Source organism: Corynebacterium sp. HMSC062E11, assembly GCF_001811845.1.
Classification (GTDB): domain Bacteria; phylum Actinomycetota; class Actinomycetes; order Mycobacteriales; family Mycobacteriaceae; genus Corynebacterium; species Corynebacterium hesseae.
Window position 1 is genome coordinate 42533 of the sequence record NZ_KV806827.1, and the last position, 19703, is coordinate 62235.

Below are 19703 nucleotides of genomic sequence, written 5' to 3' on the forward strand. Positions count from 1 at the left end.
AATCAACCAACTGGTTGAGTAGAGGTTCAACTGGCTACCCGATTACTTTCGGCGTCCGCACACGCAGGATAAATAGTATGTTCCTGGCATTGAGAGAGATAGTCACCGCCCGCGGTCGGTTCTTCCTGATCGGCGGCGTCGTGGCTCTAATTACGTTGTTGCTCGTTATGTTGTCCGGCCTGACCCAAGGCCTGTCCAAGCAAAATACCTCCGCGCTTGAGGCACTCGGGGAGCAGAATCCTTATGTGACCTTCTCGACGGAAGATCCCTCCTTTACCGAGTCGGAGATCTTCGCCGAGGATGTCCCCGCTTCTGGTATTCCGCTGGGTACCTCCCAAACCAAGCTGGAGGGCCACGGCGGCGTGGCGGTTATCGGTTTGCCCGCCGGCACCCAGATCCCCGGCTCCAGCACCGTGATTCCGGAGGAAGGCATGGTCTTGAGCCAATCCATCGACGAGGCCCTGAACGCGCCGTCCCGGGGCACCCTCGGCGGCGTGGACCTGGACGTGAACGCGGTGGTTGAGGATGAGTATTACTCCCACTCCCCGGTGGTGTGGGTCGCTACCGAAACCTGGCAGAAGGTCTCCCATTCCCCCGAGGACATGGTGGGCGTGGCCGTGCTTTCCCAGGAGCCGACCGACACCTCCGTGTCCATGGGCAAGGCCCTGTCCGGCCTGCCGGCCTATAGCTCGGAGCGCGGTTCCCTGCTGACCATGCAGGCCTTCCTCTACGGTATCTCCGCGCTGGTCACCATCGCCTTCCTGAGCATCTGGACCATCCAGCGCACCCGTGACCTGTCCATCCTGCGCGCCCTTGGTGCCAGCGTGAAGTACCTGCTCAAGGACGCTATCGCTCAGGCAGCCATCATCTTGGCGATTGGCGTTGGGGTGGGCGCGCTCGTCGGCTGGCTGCTGGGCCTTGCCGCCCAAGGTGCCGTGCCCTTCGAGGTCTCCGCCATGACCGTCATCGTCCCCGCGCTCGGCATCTGGCTGCTCGGCATCGCCGGTGCCTTCCTGGCCACCCGCCGCGTTTCCAAGATCAACCCGCTCGACGCCCTAGGAGGCAACGCCTAATGACTACCACCGTTACTCCCGCCCTGTCCCTCCGCGACATCGTGGTGACCTACCCCGACGGCCAGTCCCGCACAACTGCACTCGACGGCGTGAGCCTGGACATCAAGCCCGGCGAGCTCACCGCCGTGATCGGCGAATCCGGTTCCGGTAAATCCACCCTGCTCTCCGTGGCCGCTGGACTTATCGAGCCGGATTCCGGAACTGTTGAGATGCACGGCACCCGCGGGCTCATCTTCCAGCAGGCCAACCTGTTGGCAGCCCTGACTGCGCGCGAACAGCTGCTCATCATTGACCACATGGAAGGCCGCAAGCCCCGCGGTGACCGCGCTGACGAGCTGCTCAGCTTCGTGGGTCTGGAAGGCTTTGGCAACCGCCGCATGAACCAGCTCTCCGGTGGCCAGCGCCAGCGCGTCAACATTGCGCGCGCGCTGATGGGCCAGCCTTCCGTGCTGCTTGCCGACGAACCCACTTCCGCCCTCGACTCCAAGCTCTCCCGCGAGATTGCCAAGCTCCTGCGCGGTGTCACCGATGACTTCGACACCGCCACGCTGTTCATCACACACGACCGCAGCCTGCTGGACTATGCCGATACCGTGGTCGAGGTCAAGGATGGAAAGCTCTCCGAATATTCCGAGCTAGCCGCGTAGGAACCCGCTCATCTCTCACATGTTCATACAAAGGGGTAAATTATTACCCCGTTATGATTCGACCCCGCAAACCCCGAGTAAGCCCGACTGACTACCCGCGCATGCAGCAGTGGACCGCATTGCATGCGCTTATGTTGAGCATCACCGTGGTGGCCTGCGGGGTCTTTATCGTCGCTGCCCGCAGAATCAAGGGAACCTCCCGCGAGACCTTCATCCGCCGGATGGTGGGCTGGGCCTTGCTGGTGGCGGGTACTGCGTGGACGGTTATCTCCCTGGATCCGAAGCAATTCGATATCCGCGAGTCTTTGCCTTTGCATCTGTGCGATGTGCTGCGCCCCATTTTGGCTCTGGGCCTTATCACCGGCAATGAACATGCCCTGACCTTGACCTACTTCTGGGGCATCATCCTCAACCCGCAGGCGATTATCACCCCGGACGTCATCTACTACTTCTCCCCGCGCTGGCTGCGGTTTGGTACCTATTGGTTCTTCCACATCGTGGCCCTTGCTGTTCCGCTAGCGCTGACCTTTGGCTTGGGTTACCGGCCGACGTGGAAGGGCTATCGCTTCGCCGTGAAGGTCACACCTGTATGGATGGCCACTGCCATGGCGGTCAATGCGAAGACCGACGGCAATTATGGCTTCCTTAACCACGCGCCGGGAAGCCCCTCCATCATCAACCTGCTGGGACCCTGGCCCGGCTACATCGCGGCAGAGACTCTTGCCGTCGCAGCAGCATGGGCCGGGATGACGTGGCCGTGGGAGAACACCTCGCTGCGCCGCGGCACCGTGGCGGTGGGCCCGCGCGGGCTCATGCGCAAGTCCGTCGGTACCGCGTCCGGGATCCTGCGCCGCGCCACGGTACGTTTTCGTAAATAGCGGTCCGAAAACCGCGGAATTTTAGGGCGTGTGTGCGAAAAACCTCCCAACCCGGTGGTGGCTAGGTACGGATCGATCAAATAAGGTCCCAGATCTTCGAATTTTTGGGGTGCTATTTGATCGAAACGTACTTAGCGGCGGAGCTAGCGCCGGGCCACGGAGCTAGCGCTGCGCGTTGAGAAGCCGAGCGATGGCCCGCGGGATGGCCGCCGCGATCTGGGACGCAGAACAGGGCGCGAAGCCCTCGGGGGTCTCGGCCGCGATGGCCGCCGCATGCGCGTGGATGGCGCCGGCGTGGAGAACCTCGGTGATGGCTCGGGCGGTGGTCGCGGCGGCGGTTTCGGTGGAGGTTTCGGCGAAGAGCTGGGCCATGACCGCGCCCAGAATGCCGGAGAGCACGTCCCCGGAGCCCGGGGTCGCGGCAAAAGAGTGACCGGCATTGAAGGAATAGAGCGGCTGGCCCGGGGCGGTAACTCGGGTGAGACGGCCTTTGAGCAGGATGATGCTGTCTAGCTCTTCGGCAAGCTCGTGGAGGGCGCGGCCCCAGCCGGCTGACGCATCAGGAGCTGTGCCGAAGGTGGCCTCATAGAGGCGGCGGAACTCGCCTTCATGCGGGGTGAGGATGGTCATCGGGTGCTCGGTAGCTTTCTGGCGCAGGGAGGTGTTGCGCGCCAAAAGTGTCAGGGCGTCGGCATCGAGAACGGTGGGCAGGTCCTGCGCCAGTACCTTTCGTAGTTCGGCGGCCGCCGCTGCATCGGTACCGCGGCCGGGGCCCACGACCCAGGCCTGGGCCTGACCGGCGGAGGACACATCGGGATGGCAGACCAGCTCGGGCAGAAGAGAAGTGATCGAGTTATCGCCGATGAAGCGCACCATCGAGGGCGTGGCGCGCACCGCCGCGGTGGCACAGAGGATTCCCGCACCCGGGTAGGTGCCGCTGCCGGCGGCTAGGGCGACGACCCCGCCGGAGTACTTATCGGAGCGCGCGCCTGGTGTGGGATCAACGATGGGGCCGGTGCAGCCAACCGGTCGGGGGCGGGAAGCGCGCCCGCCCGGCAGATCGAGTTCGCCCGATTGCCACGCAAAGGGCGTCGGCACGGAGGGCTCGTGGGCGATGAATGCCGCTGGTTCATCGAGTTCGGCGAGGGTCTCAGCGAAAGAAGGTGCGCCGGGCAAGAAGAGATCGGAGACCACAACCTGCCCGCATTCGGCGGCCAGCGCGTGGCCGAGGCGTGGCGAGCCAAAGGTGACGGTGACGTCGGCGTGGACGGCATCCGCGGCGCACACTCCCGTGTCGGCATCGATGCCGGTAGGCATGTCGACGGTCAAGACAGTCGCCCCAGCAGAAGTGGCGCAGCGGTAGAGGGACAGGGCTGTACCGGAGAGACCGCGGGCGGAGCCGAGGCCGGCGATGGCGTCGATAAGCAGCGCGCTTCCTAAGGGCGCGCTGCCGTTAGGCAGCGCGTCGGAAGGAAGTACCGTGCCACCGGCGGCACGGAACGCAGCGAGGGCCTCCTCGCGGCAGCGTTCCGGAACCAGAGCATGGACCGTGACACCGCGCGAAGCCAGCTCCGCCCCGGCAAAGAGCCCGTCCCCGCCGTTGCCGCCGGAACCAGCGAGAACGAGCACCGCACCGGGGCGTGCCTCCAGCATCACTGAAGCAGCGTCTGCCACCGCCGCGGCGGCCAGCTTCATGAGCTGATCCTCATGAGATTGCTGTTCTAACAGGTGCTTCTCAGCGGCACGGACAGTGGCAACGGTATAAGCGGGGCGCATAACCCACACCCTAGCGCGCGGGTTGGCAGGTGGGGCACCAAAAGAGGTTGCGGCCCTGCATGACCTGCTCCCGGATCTCGGTGCCGCACACATGGCACGGCAGCCCGGCGCGGCGGTAGACGTAGACCTCGCCGCCGTGGTCATCCTTGCGCGGCTCGCGGCCCATGGCCTCCGGTGTGTGCGCGGGGCGAACCGTGTCGATGCGGCCGTGCTCCACGCCGTAGTCCATGAGATCGACCAGGTCAGACCAGATGGCATCGAACTCCGCGCGGTCGAGCTGGTTGCCCGGGATGAAGGGGGAGAGTTCTTGCCGGAATAGGGCTTCTGCGCGGTAGATATTGCCCACCCCGGCGAAGAGTCCTTGGTCCATGAGCATCGAGCCGATGCTGCGCCGCGAGGCATGCACGCGGGCCCACAGCGCATCAGAGTCGGCATCTGTGCGGAGCGGATCCTGGCCCACCTTCGCCACCTTGGCCTGGTATTCCTCCTCCGTAATGAGCGTGCAGAACTGCGGGCCGCGCAGGTTCGCGGCCATCGTTCCGTTATCGATGCGCAGCCGGATTTGCCCCCACACATCAGCGGAAGGCTCAAAGCGCAGGGACCCAATGAGCCCCAAATGGATGTAAATCACGTGGCGCGGGTTATCCGCATCGAAGTGGAGGAAGAGGTGCTTGCCAAAGGCTTCGGCGAGGGAGAGGGGTGAGGCGTCGACAAGCGCGGCCTCCGCAGCAAACCTGCCCTGGGGGCTGCTCACAGCCAGCGGCGCGCCGCGAAAGTCCGCATTGAGTGTCCGAGCAAGGCGGTGAATAACGTGTCCCTCAGGCATGTCAGGAAGTCTACGCGGGGGCAGTGCTGCTGTAGACTTTCCGGGTACTACCCGTTGAACGGAAGGGCCTAAATACTATGGGGCGCGCAATCGGTTTTGACCGTGAAAAATACATTGAGCTGCAGTCGGAGCACATCAACGCTCGACGCAAAGAAATCGGTGGGAAGCTTTACCTGGAAATGGGTGGCAAGCTTTTCGATGACATGCATGCCTCCCGCGTGCTGCCCGGTTTCACCCCGGATAACAAGATTGCGATGCTCGAGCGCATCAAAGATGACGTAGAAATCCTCGTCTGCATCAACGCCAAGGACATCGAGCGCCAAAAGATGCGCGGTGACCTGGGGATCCTCTACGAAGACGATGTGCTGCGGCTTGTCGACGTCTTCCGGGGCCGCGGCTTCCTTGTCAATAACATCGTCATGACGCAGCTCGAGGACGGCAACAGCCAGGCGGAGGCCTTCATCGAGCGCCTCGAGCGCCTGGGGCTGACGGTGGCGCGCCACCGCGTCATCCCGGGCTACCCCGCCAACATCGACCTCATCGTCTCCGAGGAGGGGTTGGGCAAGAACGACTACGTGGAGACCACCCGTGACCTCGTGGTGGTCACCGCGCCGGGGCCGGGCTCCGGTAAGTTGGCTACCGCACTATCGCAGGTCTACCACGAGAACGTGCGCGGCGTGCAGGCGGGCTACGCCAAGTTTGAGACCTTCCCCATCTGGAACCTGCCGCTCGACCACCCGGTGAACCTGGCATACGAGGCAGCCACGGTGGACCTTAACGACGCCAACGTCATCGACCACTTCCACCTCTCCGCGCACGGCGAGTCCACGGTGAACTACAACCGCGACGTCGAGGCCTTCCCGCTGCTGAAGTCCCTGCTTGAGCGCCTGACCGGCACCGTTCCCTACCAGTCCCCGACGGACATGGGCGTGAACATGGTGGGCTTCTGCATCACCGACGACGAGGTCTGCCGCGAGGCCTCCCGGCAGGAAATCATCCGCCGCTATTTCAAGACTTTGGTGGAGGAGGCCCGCAACGGCCTCGACTCCACGCAGTCCGAGCGTGCCGCCGTGGTCATGGCGAAGGCCGGCATCAAGTCCACCGACCGCCCGGTGGTGCTCCCGGCGCGTCAGAAGGCGGAGGAGACCGACGGCCCGGCGTCCGCGCTGCAGCTTCACGACGGCACCATCATCACCGGCCGCACCTCCCCACTTCTGGGCTGCTCGGCGGCCACCTTGCTCAATGCGCTCAAGCACCTGGCGGGCATCGACGATGACCTGCACCTGCTCTCGCCGGAATCCATCGAGCCGATCCAGACGCTGAAGACCAAGCATCTGGGTTCGCAGAACCCGCGCCTGCACACCGACGAGGTGCTCATCGCACTCTCTGTCTCCGCGGCCAAGGACGAGAACGCCCGCCGCGCGCTCGACGCACTGAAGGAACTCGAGGGCTGCGATGTCCACACCACCACCATCTTGGGTTCCGTGGATGAGGGCATCTTCCGCAACCTAGGTGTCCTGGTGACCTCCGATCCGGTCTTTGCCCGCAAGAGCGCGCTGTACCAGAAGCGCTGAGACTCCACCGAAAAATTGGGGATCTTGCCATTAGCAGGCCTAGACTTGCGGGCGTGACTATTGGCAAGATTCTCCTCTACTACTGCTTTACTCCCATTGAGGACCCCACCGCGATCATGCTGTGGCAGCGTAACCTCTGCGAGAAGCTCGGGCTGAAGGGCCGCATCCTCATTTCGGAGCACGGCATCAACGGCACCGTGGGCGGGGACATGGAGGCCTGCAAGCGCTACGTGCGCGAAACCCGCGAGTACCCGGGCTTCAAGAAGATGGAGTTCAAGTGGTCCGAAGGCGGTGCGGAGGATTTCCCGCGCCTCTCGGTTAAGGTGCGCGATGAGATCGTGGCCTTCGGCGCGCCGGGTGAGCTCAAGGTGGATGAGAATGGCGTCATCGGCGGCGGCGTTCACCTCAAACCCGAAGAGGTCAACAAGCTAGTAGAAGAGCGCGGCGAGGAGGTCGTCTTCTTCGACGGACGCAATGCCATGGAGGCGGAAATCGGCAAGTTTAAGAATGCCGTGGTGCCGGACGTGCGCACGACGCATGACTTCATCGCCGAAATCGAGTCCGGAAAATATGACTGGATGAAGGACAAGCCCGTGGTCTCCTACTGCACGGGCGGCATCCGTTGCGAAATCCTCTCAGCGCTGATGAAGAACAGAGGCTTCAACGAGGTCTATCAAATCGACGGCGGCATTGTGCGCTACGGCGAAAAGTACGGCAACGATGGCCTGTGGGAAGGCTCGATGTACGTCTTTGATAAGCGCATGCACCACGAGTTTGGCCAGGGCCTAGAGGATCCGGGCTTCATTCAGCTGGGCCACTGCGTGCATTGCGGGGCGGGAACCAACACGTTCCATAACTGCATCAACGAGGACACGTGCCGTAAGCAGGTGCTCATCTGCGATGACTGCATTCAGCATGTGGAAACACAGCACTGCGGCCGGCCGGATTGCGCCGAGGTGGCAGCTGCCCAGGCGCAGAGCTAGTTTTCGATAACCGGGGCGAGCAGGATCTGGATATCGTTGATGCACCAGATCATGAAGTTGCCGGCCATGACCCAGAAGATGGCCATCCAACCGCGCCAGCGCACATAGGCCTTGAGCTTGCGCACCATGATGACGGCGCAGCCGATCATGCCGATGAAGGGGATGATTAGCGTCGTCGTGGCGAACACCGTGCGCTGGGTCCTCGTGCAAAGCCAGGCGGCGTACTCGGCGCGGAGGCAGTCAGTCGTGGTTCCGGCGACTTTAAAGATCCCCGCGAGGAGGAGCGCATACAGCACTGAGCCGGTAAGGATGGCGACCATAAACCACAGCGCTTGGCGCGAGGAGCGGCGGTTGGCTTCGGCGACGGCGAGGGGATCGGGTTCGTCGGCAAGCTCGTCAAATGTGCGGGGCTCGGGGCGAGGCAGGTTCGTATAGTCCGCGTCGGACGTGAGATCGTTTTCGGGGTGCTCGGCTGCCATGGTCTGCCAGTCTAACGCGCTTCGGCGGTGTAGGTGCTGGGGCAGACCAGCACGGGCACGCCCAGATGCGGGAGCAGCTCGGTGGCGGTGCTGCCGATGAAGACGCGCTCGATGGGGCCCATGGGGTCGGAGCCTAAGCAGAGGAGGTCGCCCTTCTTCCACTTCAGCGAGTCCACCGCGCCGGACCAGCCATGGCCGCTGCCGATGGCCGTCGTGACCGAAAGCTCGGGGTAGGCATCCGCGATGAAATCGTGTGCCCGGTCCAACAGCGAGAGCGAGTGCTCGCGCCAATTGGGCGCATCGGAAGGAAAGGTGGGGGAGTATTCGAGGGGGACGTCGACAAGCCCCTTGGCTGAAAACGCCAGGATGCGCAGGGGGATACCGCCGCGCTGCGCAATGCAGGCCGCGTGCATGAGAGCGGGATCATCGGCGCTGCCAAGATCGGTGAAAGCAAAATTAATGCGGGTGATGCCGTGCTTAGACAGCTTGATGCCGCGCGGAGTCAAGCCCACTGGGAGCGGCGCATAGTGCAAAAGCGCATCGGCGGTAGAGCCGGAGAAGAAACGGCCCTTGGGTGCGGATTGGTTTGCGCCGAGGAGGATGACGCTTGCGTTGAATTCCTTGGCCGCCTCCTCCAAGAGCTGCGGGCGCGAGGGCCCTGCGATGAGAACGGAGACGTTCTTATCGAGCTGGGACTTGTCTACCCCAGCCGCGTTCAACGCCTGTTTGACGGCCCGCTCGCAGGCGGCGCGCTCCTTCTTGAACCACTTTTTATAGGAACCGGTGAGCTTGCTGAGCGACGTCACGGTGAGTGGTTGCGAAATAGTAGATACCACGCGGATCTGAACGGGCGTGGAACGCGCGATCCACGCGGCAAACTCGATAGCTTCCGTGCCGGTGGAGCTGGGGCTCCACGAAACAAGGACGCGGAGCGGAGGGACCGTGGCGTCTGGGGAGCACTGTCCCTCCGCGGGGTGTGAAGAATTCTTAGCCATTCATCAAAAGGTTCGGGGTCGTTTTATTCATTATCGGCCCTTCACGCCTTAAAATAAAAATCCGCTCTACCGGCGCTTTTGGTCTATTTTCCTTCCATGATTGGCCGGTAGACATCGGCCAGCTTGGAGATCAGGTTAACCAGGGAGTTGGCATCCTTGATGTCGTCCGGATCGAGCCAACGCAGGATCTCTGCCAAAGCCGCCGCACGCTGGCGAGAGACGATGGTCAGCTCGGATTCACCGAGCTGGGTAAGGGCGACGAGCACACCGCGGCGGTCCTTCTCGTCGCGGTGGCGTTCCACGAAACCTTGGCGTTCCAATTGGTACAGCGCATTGGAGGCGGTAGGCATCCGGATGAGCTCTGCCTGGGCGATGGTGCTCACGCGCGAAGGGCCGCGCATGCGCAGCTGGTTCATGATGGAGACCTGCGACGTGGTGAGGGATGTGCCCTCTGTCGTGCGCTGGAAAATGAGCATGAGTTTGTTGAGCGCGGGCTGGATCTGGCGGGCGACTTCCAGGGCATCCTCGTAAGGGATCGGGGATTCGATAGTTTCTTCACTCATGGAAAATAAGTGTAGCTAGTAATCCCACGGAGCGGTAGTTAGCCGATTAAAAAATTTGGTTTCGCACCGCGAAGTACTATGAAAGGGTCTAGATTGTTGACGCCGCCGGCACTACACTGTCCGGCGTGAATTCTCCGTCAAAGGCAGAGTCTGCAAAGACAAGGCTAGAAGTGGCCTACCGCAACGAAGTCTCTTATGAATGGGAGCGTGCACAGCATCTGCGTGAGCTTCGCGCGGGAAAGGTGACGCGGGAAGAGCTATGTGATGCCGACTTTCTCCTTCGCGCGGCGGCGGAACACCATGGCGTCGACATGCGCAAGCCGTGCCCGGTGTGTGAATCAGACATGCGGCTGACCCGTTGGGTTTATGGAGATGCTTTAAAACGCCGGGCGGGAAGTGCGCGGAGCGCTGCGGAAATTGCGGACATGGCCGCAGAAGGGCTGGAATTTACCGTGCATTTTGTGGAAGTGTGTCCGGCGTGCCGCTGGAATCATCTGCTTCGAGCTGCCACGGTCTATGCTCTAGGGTAGTTTTGGCTTCCCAGTTCACGCCGGTAAGCTGCATGTATTTACAGTTTCTGTACAGGATTGATGAGGACACGGATCAGTGACCGAAAAGGAAACCTCCGGGCGAAAGTCAGGTAATCGCAGGAAGAGCACCTCACAGAGCGCTCAGCGTTCGTCCGGCCGCAAGCGCCGCTGGCCGTGGATCGTGCTGGCTGTTTTGTTTGTACTAGTGGGCATTCCTGCCCTGCTCTTCGGCTACGCGTATACGCAATACGACGTCCCCGGGCCCAAGGAGCTGCAGCCGAGCCAGATCTCCACCATCGTCGCCGGCGATGGTGAAACTCAGCTGGCCAAGCTCGTTCCACCGGAAGGCAACCGCCGTCAGGTGACGTTGGATGAGATCCCGGATTACGTAGAGGACTCGGTCCTCGCCGCCGAGGACCGTGAGTTCTGGACGAACTCGGGCTTTTCCTTCACTGGTCTGGGCCGCGCCGTCTTGGGCAAGCTCACGGGTGATAGCACCGCCGGTGGTGGTTCCACCATCACCCAGCAATACGTGAAGAACACTCTGGTGGGTGACGAATACTCCTACGTCCGCAAGATCCGTGAGCTCATCTACTCGGTGAAGATGACCAATGAGTGGGCCAAAGAGGACATCCTGAACGCCTACCTCAACACCGTGTACTTCGGCCGCAATGCCTACGGCATCGAGGCTGCCTCCAATGCCTACTTCAATAAGGACGCCAAGGACCTCACCGTGGAGGAAGGTGCCATGCTCGCCGGCCTCATCCAGTCTCCATCGGTCTTGGATCCGTGGGTGGATGAGGAACGCTCGCAGAACCGCTGGAACTACGTCATGGACGGCCTGGTTGAGATGGGCGATCTGGATGCGGCTGAGCGTTCCCAGATGGCTTTCCCGGAGACCCGTGATCCAAGCGAATACTCCGCCTACACCGAGGCGCCCGGCGCTTACGGCCACATCAAGAACCAGGTCATCGATGAGCTGTCCCGTGTGGGCATCACTGAGGATCAGCTGGCCACTGGTGGCCTCAAGGTGACCACCACCATTGACATGACTGTGCAAAACGCGTCGACAGACGCGGCCCACGAGCAGCTTGCGGTGCTGCAGGAGGACGCCCGTGCTGCAGCCGTGACCATCGACCCAGCTACGGGTGCAGTGCGCGGTTACTTCGGCGGGGATGATGCCAATGGTTGGGATTACGCCAACTCCCCGCTGCAGACCGGTTCGGTCTTCAAGATCATGGCGTTGGCAGCAGCCCTCCAGCAGGGCATCGATCTCAATACCTATTACTCCTCGGCGCCCTACCAGCTGCCCGGATCGCAGATCGTGACCAACGTGGGCGGCGGATGTGGCAGCTGCAGCATCGCCGAGGCGCTGAAGAATTCCTATAACACCTCCTTCTTGCGCCTCCAGGACGACCTGGAAAACAAGATGCAGGACACCGCAGACATGGCGCACGCATTGGGCGTTGCGCGCAGCCTGCCGGGGATTGAAAAGACCCTGACAGAGAACGGCGGTGCGCCGTACGAAGGCATCGTGCTGGGTCAGTACCAATCGCGCCCGCTCGACATGGCGACGGCAATGGCTACCTTGACCAACCAGGGTGTGTGGCACCAACCGCACTTCGTGCAGAAGGTTGAAAACGCGAACGGCGAGGTTCTTTATGAGAACCCGACCGACGGCGGTGAGCGCCGTGTCTCCGCCAACGTGGCCAACAACGTGATCTCCGCGATGCAGCCAATTGCCGCATGGTCCAATGGTGCGCTAGCTGGCGGACGCCCGTCTGCCTCCAAGACTGGTACGACGCAGCTGGGCGATACGGGCCAGAACAAGGATGCGTGGATGGTCGGTTCCACGCCGCAGCTGGCTACAGCAGTGTGGGTAGGCACGGCCGACAACACCTCCGCAATCTTTAATCAGTGGGGCGGCATCATGTACGGCTCCAACTCGCCGACGAAGATCTGGAAGTCCATCTTGGACACCTCTCTGGCTAATGCTGAGCAGCAGACCTTCCCGCAGGCCTATCCGATCAACTACGGCGTCGGCAGCTGGGGTTCGGGCTATGTCTATGACCCGAGCCAGACCACGACGTGGGACCAGACCCCGGCAAGCCCGGAGGGCGAAGCCGCTGAGGGCGAGGGCGAGGCAAAACCAGAGGAAGGCCAACACCATGAGGAGGGGCATGGTGATGCCCCGGCGCAGCCGGCCCAGCCTGAGCAACCGGCTCAGCCCGCCGACCCTGAGGTCCCCTCGCTGGATGAGATTCTCAATGGAGATGGCCTCGACCAACTACTTGGCCAATAGGAGACTGATCCCTGGTGAGCCAACACATGACTTCTCAGCTAGTCCCTCTCTCTTCTGAGTCGATGGCCCGCGGCGCCGTCGACGCCCTGGGCGGGTCGACGGGGCGTTTTGCTCGCTCGGCCCACTCCGGGTGGTGGACTCCACTGCGAGTGATCATCACGCTGGCGTGGACATTCCTGGCGTTTGGGTTCTTGAGTAAGGCCAACTGTGCGGTTAGCACCCGGGGTGAGGATGGCCTCATCAGCCTGAACTGGGCTGGCAACCGCCAGTACGCGTCCTTCTGTTACAACGACATCATCCCGCTCTATGGGGGCCGTGGACTAGACCAGCCGGGCTTCCCCTACGCCTATTCCTGGGTTGAGGGGGATATCACGCGCTACATGGAGTACCCCGTATTGGCGGGTATGTTCCAGGGCGCCGTCGCTTGGCTGGCGCGCACCACCTACCCGGCCGTCGAGTGGATTGGGATTGCCGATGTCAGTTGGTACTTCGGGTTGACCGCGCTCATCATGTCCCTCGTGTGGGTAGGCACCGTGGTTATGGTTTTCCAGCTCACGGGTAACCGGGCGTGGGACACCGTCCTCATGGCAGCTAGCCCCCTCGTGGTCATGCATGCCTTTACCAATTGGGACATCCCGTCGGTGGCGTTCATGGTCGGCGCTCTGCTTGCGGTGACCAAGGGCAAGAACTGGCTCGCCGGCATTCTCATTGGGCTTGGCACGGCCTTTAAGCTGTGGCCCCTGTTTATTCTGGGTGCCTTTCTGGTGCTGGCCATCCGCAACAAGCGCTGGGCACCTTTCATCAAGATGTTCGTGGCAACCATTGTGACGTGGCTCGTGGTGAACCTTCCCGTGGCGGTGGCCTACCCCGAAGCTTGGCGCGAATTCTTCCGGCTCAACCAAGAGCGTGGGTTGGATTGGACCACGATCTATGCGCTCCTGAGCCGAATTGGGGGAGTCGACCTTGAAAACGAATTCGTTAATACCTTCTCCCTCGTGGCCTTCCTGGCGTGCTGCGCGGCAATCGCCATCATGGGGCTTAAAACCCCGCGTGCGCCGCGGGTGGCTGAGATGATCTACCTCATCATCATGGCCTTCCTTATCTTCAATAAGGTGTGGTCGCCGCAATACTCGCTGTGGCTCATTGTCCCGGCGCTCTTGGCGCTGCCACGGTGGCGCCTCATCTTTAGCTGGGCGCTTGCCGACGCCCTCCTCTGGCCCATCCTCACCTGGCACATGCTCGGCTCGGAGAACAAGGGCCTGCCGCACGAGATGCTGGACATCGCGGTGATCACCCGGGATGGTTTCATCATCGCCATCGGCGTGCTCATCATCCGTCAGATGTGGGGCAAGTCGGAAGACAAGGTCCGTGCCGCGCACGGGGGCAGGGATCCACTGGCGGGGGACTTTGCGCGATGACCATAACAATCGTGGGCATCATCTCCATCACGATAGGTTTCTTGTGCGTATTGGGCGCCTATTACCTGTTTCAGCGTTCTGAAGACCGAACCTGGCCCATCATGCTGGGGTTGCTGGCTCTGCTTTTCCTCACGGTGATACCGGCGAGTTCGGCAATCTTTGTCGCGGCGACTCACTAGGGGGGCGGCCGAGGAGACAAGGGATTTCCTTTTCCGCCGGTCAGTGCGGTACTGTGTGAGGGTTGCTTGACGCAACAGACCCTCCTGCCATATCCGCAAAGGTGATATGGCCGATACCAATTACTAGACCATAGGAGGTGATGAGGTCCGTGCGTCACTACGAAGTCATGATCATTCTGGATCCCAATCAGGATGAGCGCACCGTAACCCCGTCCCTAGACAAGTTCCTCGAAGCAATCCGCAAGGATGGCGGCAAAGTCGAAAAGGTTGACGTGTGGGGCAAGCGCCGTCTTGCATACCCGATCAACAAGAAGGAAGAGGGCATCTACGCAGTCGTGGATCTGGAGTGCGAATCCCACTCCGTTCTCGAGCTCGATCGCCGTCTGAACCTGAACGACTCCATTCTGCGTACCAAGGTTCTGCGCACCGACAGCAAATAGCGGATACTGGGTTTCGAGCAATCCACGTAACCGATATTAAGGAGTAAAGACATGGCTCAGGGAGATACCAATATCACGGTCGTTGGCAACATTGTCGCCGACCCGGAACTGCGCTTCACCCCGGCGGGTGCCGCAGTGGCAAATTTCCGTGTTGCCTCCACCCCGCGTCGCTATAATCAGCAGACTTCCCAGTGGGAGGATGGCGAGGCCATGTTCCTCACCTGCAACGTGTGGCGCCAAGCCGCAGAAAACGTTGCGGAGACCCTGACCAAGGGCATGCGCGTTATTGTTACTGGCCGTTTGCGTCAGCGCTCTTACCAGACTCGTGAGGGCGAGAACCGTACTGTCTTTGAGATCGAGGTCGATGAGGTCGGCCCGTCCCTGCGTTATGCAACCGCTCAGGTAAACCGCAAGTCCGGTAACGGTGGCGGAAACTATGGCGGCGGCCAGCAGCAGGGTGGCGCTAACTACGGCGGCGGCAACCAAGGCGGTTTCTCCGGAAACCAGGGTGGTTTCTCTGGAAACCAGTCCCAGTCTTCTGCCCCGCAGCAGTCCCAGCAGTCGGCTCCGAGCAACGATCCGTGGAATTCGGCACCCCAAGCGGGAAGCTTCGGTGGTGCGGATGCAGAACCCCCGTTCTAAGACTGTCACGCAAGTATTCATTTAACTCAATTGAAAGGCAGGGATCATGAAGCTGATCCTCACCGCTGCCGTTGAGAACCTCGGCGCCCCCGGCGAAATTGTAGAGGTTAAGGACGGCTACGGACGTAACTACCTGCTTCCGCGCGGCCTGGCAATCGTTGCCACCCGCGGTGCTGAGAAGCAGATCGAGGGCATCAAGCGCGCCCAGGAAGCTCGCGCAATCCGCGACCTGGACCATGCACGCGAGATCCGTACCCAGCTGGAGGAGCTCAAGGACGTCAACGTCCCCGTGAAGACCTCCGAGTCCGGCAAGCTCTTTGGCTCCGTGTCCGCAGAGGACATCGTGAAGGCCGTTGCCGCCGCTGGCGGCCCGAAGCTGGACAAGCGCATCGTTGTGCTTCCCAAGGGCCTGGTCAAGAAGACCGGCAACTACCAAGTCGAGCTGAAGCTGCACGCTGACGTTATCGGCAAGGTGAACTTCTCGGTCGTCGCTGCCTAAGAACTAAGGCGCACGACGGTCACCCTCCGTCCAGCCGCGTGTGAGGCGCGGGATGGTACGCAGGTAAGTGACCCACAGACAACAGCAAGGTTTAAGGCCGTGCTCCTCCCACTATGTGAGGTGGTGGAAGGTGCACGGCCTTGAGCCGTTTTCTAGGCATGTGGGATGGCGGATCGTCCCCAAGCAGGGCATGTGGATAACTCGCGGAACCTGTGGATAAACCTGTGTGCAGTTTACAGTGAGTTTACTCACGCCGCCTTTTGTTAACCCGCAGGTAGCGCCTATTTCGGGTTGAAGACCCTACTTTTTCACGGGTTTTGTGCGTATATTCACACCTCGAAAAACAGGCTCTGACCTGCGGTAATTATCTGTGCTGGTCACAAGCTTGCAGAGTTATCCACAGGACTGACCTCGTGCTTTGCGGAGTTTTCGTCCGCTGAGCTGGTAATTCCACAGGGATCTGTGGATAACTGTGGGAGTTATGCCCAAGGGGCAGTGTCCATTGCCTCGGCTACACTGTTGTGTACTACGCGCGGTTGCCGCTTGGCACTGCCTTAAAGCCTGGCCGTCCGGCGCGGATAGAAGCTGAGATTTTCAGGGGCGGTCAGGGTGGGATCGATGAACGGTGGGATTGATGGACAATGACTAATGCCAGTTTTGATGACGATCAGGTTCCACCGCCGCCTGAACCGGTAGAGGAGGAACCCCGCCGCTCCTACCGTCAGGAGGAGCCGAAGCGTTACGGCGAATTCCGCCAGCCACCCGCGGACCGGGAAGCGGAGCAGGGCGTTCTTGGCGCTATGCTCTTGAGCCCGAACACGGTGATGGAGGTCATTGAAGAGCTAGAGCCGGAGGATTTTTACTACCCCGCGCACACGCTCATCTATCAGGCCATGATTGACCTCTATGCCGCGGGCACCGATATTGATGCGGTGATCGTGGCAGCTCGGCTCGATCGCTACAACAACCTCGAGCGGGTCGGCGGCGCGCCCTATCTGCACACCCTGCTGGCCACGGTGCCGACTGCCGCCAACGCTCGCTACTACGCGGAGATCGTGGCGGAAAAGGCGGTGCTGCGCAAGCTGGTCGACGCCGGAACCAGAGTTGTCCAGCTCGGCTTCCAAGGTTCCGAGGACATGGAGATCGAATCGGTTCTGGACCGCGCCCAGCAGGAAGTCTTCGCGGTGGCACAGAAGAAGACCACCGAGGACTACCGGGCACTGAGCGATCTTATCGATCCCACTATCGACGAACTCGCCGCCCTGCAGCAAAACGGTGTGGAATCGGGCGTGCCCACCGGGTTCATCGACTTGGATAACCTGACCAATGGCTTGCGCGCCGGCCAGATGATTATCGTCGCCGCCCGCCCCGGCGTGGGCAAGTCAACGCTCGCCATGGACTTCATGCGCTCGGCATCTCTGCAGCACAACAAGACTTCCGTGGTGTTCTCCTTGGAGATGTCCGCCTCAGAGATCGTCATGCGCTTGCTGTCTGCGGAGGCGGAAGTGAAGCTGTCGGATATGCGCGGCGGGCGCGTATCGACTGAGGACTGGGCAAAGATCGATGACACCCTCAACCGCATCCAGGATGCGCCCCTGTTCATCGATGATTCCCCGAACCTCACCATGATGGAGATTCGTTCGAAAGCCCGCCGTCTCAAACAGCAGCACGGTCTTGATCTCATCGTGCTGGACTACATGCAGTTGATGTCCTCAGGCAAGAAGGTGGAATCCCGCCAGCAAGAGGTCTCAGAGTTTTCGCGCCAGCTCAAGCTGCTGGCCAAGGAGCTCGAGGTCCCGCTCATCGCGATTTCCCAGCTAAACCGTGGCCCAGAGTCCCGTACCGATAAGAAGCCACAGCTGGCGGATCTGCGTGAATCCGGCTCGCTCGAGCAGGACGCCGACATGGTTATGCTCCTGTATCGCCCGGACTCACAGGACCGCGATGATCCCCGCGCCGGTGAGGCGGACATCATCTTGGCCAAGCACCGTGGCGGCCCGATCGACACGGTGAAGGTGGCGCACCAGCTGCACTACTCCAAGTTCGTCAACATGGCGCACGGTTAAATCACAGGTCCACCACGGCGTTGGGGTCACCCAACCGTGGGCCGAGAATGACTAAGACTAGGAAGACGGCTGCTGCGGCGAGTGCGAGCCACCGCCACACGGGGAAGAAGCGTTCGCCACACAGCCGGGCGAATGCCGCGCCGATCAGCGCGCCGAGCGTATTGAAGATGAGGTCATCGATATCGGTGCGTCCCAGGGCGAAGGCGTACTGTGCTGTCTCCAGCGCCAGGCTCAGCGCGAAGCCCCACGCGGCCGTGGCCTTGAGTGAACGGCACATGCTGAAGACGAGCATTCCGAAGGGAATGAAGAAAGCGGTATTGCCCGCGTACTCAAAGAGCGGGCCAAACCACGTGCCACCGGAAAATTCATCGAGCGGCACCAAGCGCAGATCGCGGACACGCTGGTTCTCCGGCTTCCAGAGGTAGCCAATCTGAAAGAAGGACTTCAGCGTAGTCAGCGCAACCATGACCGCGACCCACGCGCCAAGGGCGACCCTATTGAGCAAGGGTCTTACCCTTGAATTCTGGCAGGGTCAGCGCCGCGACAGCAGCGGTGCCGAAGGCGGCCGCGAAGAGGACGAAGAGCCAGCCCGTTCCTGCCACCGCGATGAGCGGCGGAACGATGAGCGGCGCCAGGATGGATGCGAGCCTGCCGAAGCCGGCGGCAGCACCCGTACCGCGCCCGCGCAGCGCGGTGGGATAGAGCTCGGGACCGATGGCGTACAAAGCACCCCACGCGCCCAAGTTGAAGAAGGACAGCAAACAACCGGCCAGGATGATCGTGGCCTCAGTGCTGGCAAAGCCATAGAGACCTGCGGAAAGCGCGGAGCCCACGAGGAAGGCAGCCAGCGTGGTGCGGCGCCCCCATACTTCGATGAGCCAGGCCGCGGCGGCGTAGCCGGGCAGCTGGGCCAGGGTGATAATGAGCGTGAAGCTGAAGGACTTCACCAGGGAGAATCCGTCGGCGACCAGCAGCGAAGGAATCCAGATGAAGGCGCCATAGTAGGACAGGTTGACGCAGAACCAGATGGTCCACAACGCGAGAGTGCGCCCGCGCAGGGACGGCGACCAGATGCTGGCGGCGGTGACGTCTTCCTCGGAGTAGGTCGGTGCCGGGGTCGTGCGGTCGATGTCCGTCGAGTCCACCTCTGCCTCAAAGGAGGCGACGATCTCCTCTGCCTCCTCGTGGCGGCCTTTCGACTCTAGGAAGCGCACCGATTCCGGCAGGTGGAGGCGTACGAAAAGTGCATAAAGGGCGGGGACCATGCCGAGCGCGAGCGCCCAGCGCCAGCCGCTTTCCGACGCCCCCACAACAAACGTTCCAACTACCGCGGCCAGGATCCAGCCCACCGCCCAGAAGGCCTCCAGCAAGACCACCATGCGCCCGCGGACCTTGAGTGGGGCGAACTCGGAAATCAACGTGGAGGCCACCGGCAGTTCGGCGCCCAGGCCGAGACCGATGAAGAAGCGCAGGACGATGAGAAGCGTGAGGCCCGTCGCCAGGGCGGAGGCACCCGTGGCGAGGCCATAGACCAACAGGGTCAAGGCAAAGACGTGGCGGCGGCCAAACTTATCGGCCAAGAGGCCGCCGAAGGTAGCGCCCAAGGCCATGCCGATGAAGCCCACGGACGCCAGCCACGAGGATTGGGTCGGCGTGATTCCCCAGTGCACGGCCAGAGCGGCCATGATGAAGGAGATGAGGCCCACGTCCATGGCGTCGAGCGCCCAGCCAATGCCGGAGCCGAAGAGAAGACGTTTGTGTTTGCCGGTGACGGGAAGGCGGTCGAGCCTCTCCGTGCGAGAGATAGAGCGATGATCAAGACGATTCATGCAG

Annotated in this window: 20 protein-coding genes; 13 read left to right on the top strand and 7 right to left on the bottom strand. The window is 61.7% G+C overall.

What is annotated here, in order from left to right:
* The first annotated feature begins 77 nt into the window (after window positions 1-77).
* Genes HMPREF2822_RS09830 through HMPREF2822_RS09840 form a run of 3 tightly spaced genes read left to right on the top strand, consistent with a single transcriptional unit; the run spans window position 78 to window position 2598 of the window.
* Window positions 78-1073, top strand: a complete 996-nt coding sequence (locus HMPREF2822_RS09830; protein WP_070524189.1) for an ABC transporter permease — start codon at window positions 78-80, stop codon at window positions 1071-1073.
* Window positions 1073-1720 carry an ABC transporter ATP-binding protein gene (locus tag HMPREF2822_RS09835; RefSeq protein WP_070524191.1) on the top strand — a complete coding sequence of 216 codons (648 nt, stop codon included), beginning with the start codon at window positions 1073-1075 and terminating at the stop codon, window positions 1718-1720. The genes HMPREF2822_RS09830 and HMPREF2822_RS09835 overlap by 1 nt, the downstream gene beginning before the upstream one ends.
* A 53-nt stretch (window positions 1721-1773) precedes the next feature.
* Complete coding sequence (locus HMPREF2822_RS09840) at window positions 1774-2598, top strand: YwaF family protein (RefSeq protein WP_070524193.1); 825 nt, start codon at window positions 1774-1776, stop codon at window positions 2596-2598.
* A 162-nt stretch (window positions 2599-2760) separates the two neighbouring features.
* On the opposite strand, the gene HMPREF2822_RS09845 is transcribed toward HMPREF2822_RS09840, so the two are convergent.
* On the bottom strand, window positions 2761-4374 hold the full coding sequence (locus tag HMPREF2822_RS09845; protein WP_070524196.1) for an NAD(P)H-hydrate epimerase: 1614 nt from the start codon (window positions 4372-4374) through the stop codon (window positions 2761-2763).
* 10 nt (window positions 4375-4384) lie between these two features.
* Window positions 4385-5200, bottom strand: coding sequence for an Fpg/Nei family DNA glycosylase (locus tag HMPREF2822_RS09850; RefSeq protein ID WP_070524198.1), 816 nt, complete (start codon window positions 5198-5200; stop codon window positions 4385-4387).
* Window positions 5201-5277: 77 nt separating this feature from the next.
* Between HMPREF2822_RS09850 and HMPREF2822_RS09855 the strand changes: the two genes are divergently transcribed.
* Complete coding sequence (locus HMPREF2822_RS09855) at window positions 5278-6774, top strand: DUF1846 domain-containing protein (RefSeq protein ID WP_070524200.1); 1497 nt, start codon at window positions 5278-5280, stop codon at window positions 6772-6774.
* 53 nt (window positions 6775-6827) lie between these two features.
* Complete coding sequence (locus HMPREF2822_RS09860) at window positions 6828-7757, top strand: oxygen-dependent tRNA uridine(34) hydroxylase TrhO (RefSeq protein WP_070524202.1); 930 nt, start codon at window positions 6828-6830, stop codon at window positions 7755-7757.
* On the opposite strand, the gene HMPREF2822_RS09865 is transcribed toward HMPREF2822_RS09860, so the two are convergent.
* From HMPREF2822_RS09865 to HMPREF2822_RS09875, 3 genes are all read right to left on the bottom strand, one after another.
* Complete coding sequence (locus HMPREF2822_RS09865) at window positions 7754-8236, bottom strand: hypothetical protein (RefSeq protein ID WP_070524204.1); 483 nt, start codon at window positions 8234-8236, stop codon at window positions 7754-7756. The two genes, HMPREF2822_RS09860 and HMPREF2822_RS09865, sit on opposite strands and share 4 nt — an antisense overlap.
* Window positions 8237-8247: 11 nt before the next feature.
* Complete coding sequence (locus tag HMPREF2822_RS09870; RefSeq protein ID WP_070524206.1) at window positions 8248-9231, bottom strand: universal stress protein; 984 nt, start codon at window positions 9229-9231, stop codon at window positions 8248-8250.
* 83 nt (window positions 9232-9314) lie between these two features.
* Window positions 9315-9794, bottom strand: coding sequence for a MarR family winged helix-turn-helix transcriptional regulator (locus tag HMPREF2822_RS09875; RefSeq protein ID WP_070524207.1), 480 nt, complete (start codon window positions 9792-9794; stop codon window positions 9315-9317).
* Window positions 9795-9964: 170 nt separating this feature from the next.
* Between HMPREF2822_RS09875 and HMPREF2822_RS13070 the strand changes: the two genes are divergently transcribed.
* The 8 genes from HMPREF2822_RS13070 (at window position 9965) to dnaB (ending at window position 17870) form a co-directional block, all read left to right on the top strand.
* Entirely contained in the window at window positions 9965-10324 is a 360-nt protein-coding gene (locus HMPREF2822_RS13070) for a DUF5318 family protein (protein WP_070644730.1), read from the top strand.
* 76 nt (window positions 10325-10400) lie between these two features.
* Window positions 10401-12626 (top strand): transglycosylase domain-containing protein, encoded by a 2226-nt coding sequence (locus tag HMPREF2822_RS09880; protein ID WP_070524209.1) that lies wholly within the window; start codon window positions 10401-10403, stop codon window positions 12624-12626.
* Window positions 12627-12652: 26 nt separating this feature from the next.
* The gene (locus tag HMPREF2822_RS09885; RefSeq protein WP_070524212.1) at window positions 12653-14044 is read left to right on the top strand and encodes a glycosyltransferase family 87 protein; all 1392 of its coding nucleotides are present in this window, start codon (window positions 12653-12655) and stop codon (window positions 14042-14044) included.
* Window positions 14041-14223 (top strand): hypothetical protein, encoded by a 183-nt coding sequence (locus HMPREF2822_RS09890; protein ID WP_070524214.1) that lies wholly within the window; start codon window positions 14041-14043, stop codon window positions 14221-14223. Before HMPREF2822_RS09885 ends, HMPREF2822_RS09890 begins: the two co-directional genes overlap by 4 nt.
* Before the next feature lie 149 nt (window positions 14224-14372).
* The gene (rpsF, locus tag HMPREF2822_RS09895) at window positions 14373-14663 is read left to right on the top strand and encodes a 30S ribosomal protein S6 (RefSeq protein ID WP_180952128.1); all 291 of its coding nucleotides are present in this window, start codon (window positions 14373-14375) and stop codon (window positions 14661-14663) included.
* A 51-nt stretch (window positions 14664-14714) separates the two neighbouring features.
* Entirely contained in the window at window positions 14715-15305 is a 591-nt protein-coding gene (locus tag HMPREF2822_RS09900) for a single-stranded DNA-binding protein (protein ID WP_010187897.1), read from the top strand.
* A gap of 46 nt (window positions 15306-15351) precedes the next feature.
* Window positions 15352-15804: a 50S ribosomal protein L9 gene (gene rplI, locus HMPREF2822_RS09905; protein WP_070524218.1), complete on the top strand. Its 453-nt coding sequence runs from the start codon at window positions 15352-15354 to the stop codon at window positions 15802-15804.
* A 641-nt stretch (window positions 15805-16445) separates the two neighbouring features.
* On the top strand, window positions 16446-17870 hold the full coding sequence (gene dnaB / locus HMPREF2822_RS09910; protein ID WP_010187892.1) for a replicative DNA helicase: 1425 nt from the start codon (window positions 16446-16448) through the stop codon (window positions 17868-17870).
* Window position 17871: 1 nt separating this feature from the next.
* Here dnaB and HMPREF2822_RS09915 read toward each other — a convergent pair whose 3' ends face one another.
* Complete coding sequence (locus HMPREF2822_RS09915) at window positions 17872-18336, bottom strand: VanZ family protein (protein WP_070524241.1); 465 nt, start codon at window positions 18334-18336, stop codon at window positions 17872-17874.
* 28 nt (window positions 18337-18364) lie between these two features.
* Window positions 18365-19699 carry an MFS transporter gene (locus HMPREF2822_RS09920; RefSeq protein WP_070524220.1) on the bottom strand — a complete coding sequence of 445 codons (1335 nt, stop codon included), beginning with the start codon at window positions 19697-19699 and terminating at the stop codon, window positions 18365-18367.
* Between the last annotated feature and the right edge of the window lie 4 nt (window positions 19700-19703).

Excerpts from the sequence above, each read along its gene's own strand:
- HMPREF2822_RS09845 (WP_070524196.1), bottom strand. The coding sequence starts at position 4,374 with ATGCGCCCCGCTTATACCGTTGCCACTGTCCGTGCCGCTGAGAAGCAC.
- HMPREF2822_RS09855 (WP_070524200.1), top strand. The coding sequence starts at position 5,278 with ATGGGGCGCGCAATCGGTTTTGACCGTGAAAAATACATTGAGCTGCAG.
- HMPREF2822_RS09890 (WP_070524214.1), top strand. The coding sequence starts at position 14,041 with ATGACCATAACAATCGTGGGCATCATCTCCATCACGATAGGTTTCTTG.
- HMPREF2822_RS09875 (WP_070524207.1), bottom strand. The coding sequence starts at position 9,794 with ATGAGTGAAGAAACTATCGAATCCCCGATCCCTTACGAGGATGCCCTG.
- HMPREF2822_RS09840 (WP_070524193.1), top strand. The coding sequence starts at position 1,774 with ATGATTCGACCCCGCAAACCCCGAGTAAGCCCGACTGACTACCCGCGC.
- HMPREF2822_RS09865 (WP_070524204.1), bottom strand. The coding sequence starts at position 8,236 with ATGGCAGCCGAGCACCCCGAAAACGATCTCACGTCCGACGCGGACTAT.
- HMPREF2822_RS09920 (WP_070524220.1), bottom strand. The coding sequence starts at position 19,699 with ATGAATCGTCTTGATCATCGCTCTATCTCTCGCACGGAGAGGCTCGAC.
- HMPREF2822_RS09835 (WP_070524191.1), top strand. The coding sequence starts at position 1,073 with ATGACTACCACCGTTACTCCCGCCCTGTCCCTCCGCGACATCGTGGTG.
- HMPREF2822_RS09830 (WP_070524189.1), top strand. The coding sequence starts at position 78 with ATGTTCCTGGCATTGAGAGAGATAGTCACCGCCCGCGGTCGGTTCTTC.
- HMPREF2822_RS09870 (WP_070524206.1), bottom strand. The coding sequence starts at position 9,231 with ATGGCTAAGAATTCTTCACACCCCGCGGAGGGACAGTGCTCCCCAGAC.
- rplI (WP_070524218.1), top strand. The coding sequence starts at position 15,352 with ATGAAGCTGATCCTCACCGCTGCCGTTGAGAACCTCGGCGCCCCCGGC.
- dnaB (WP_010187892.1), top strand. The coding sequence starts at position 16,446 with ATGACTAATGCCAGTTTTGATGACGATCAGGTTCCACCGCCGCCTGAA.
- HMPREF2822_RS09850 (WP_070524198.1), bottom strand. The coding sequence starts at position 5,200 with ATGCCTGAGGGACACGTTATTCACCGCCTTGCTCGGACACTCAATGCG.
- HMPREF2822_RS09900 (WP_010187897.1), top strand. The coding sequence starts at position 14,715 with ATGGCTCAGGGAGATACCAATATCACGGTCGTTGGCAACATTGTCGCC.
- HMPREF2822_RS09885 (WP_070524212.1), top strand. The coding sequence starts at position 12,653 with ATGACTTCTCAGCTAGTCCCTCTCTCTTCTGAGTCGATGGCCCGCGGC.
- HMPREF2822_RS09915 (WP_070524241.1), bottom strand. The coding sequence starts at position 18,336 with ATGGTTGCGCTGACTACGCTGAAGTCCTTCTTTCAGATTGGCTACCTC.